Here is a 260-nt window from a genome sequence, read left to right on the forward strand (position 1 = left end):
CATTAAGCGACGCTGATATCCAGCAAGCAAGAGAAAAAAATTTAGAGTTTACGCTTGATGGACAAAACTCAACAATGAGTACAAACTTTATTGTGCCGAAAGCGTATATCGACACAATCTACAATGGTGCGAATAATCATACTGCGATCGCGGTTGCCCCAGTCGTGGTACCTGTAGCAGCGGTTGTTGCTGCAGAACCAAAAGCTTCACAAGCTCAAGAGATGGTTAACTACTGGTATGGACAAGCGACAAAAGAAGAG

The 260-nt window shown here is 43.5% G+C and carries 1 pseudogene; it reads left to right on the plus strand.

What is annotated here, in order from left to right:
- Window positions 1-260, plus strand: a pseudogene (locus AB4512_RS24515) (DUF2057 domain-containing protein); the annotation flags it as partial.

Source organism: Vibrio sp. 10N.222.52.B7 (assembly GCF_041474275.1).
Lineage (GTDB): Bacteria > Pseudomonadota > Gammaproteobacteria > Enterobacterales > Vibrionaceae > Vibrio > Vibrio crassostreae_C.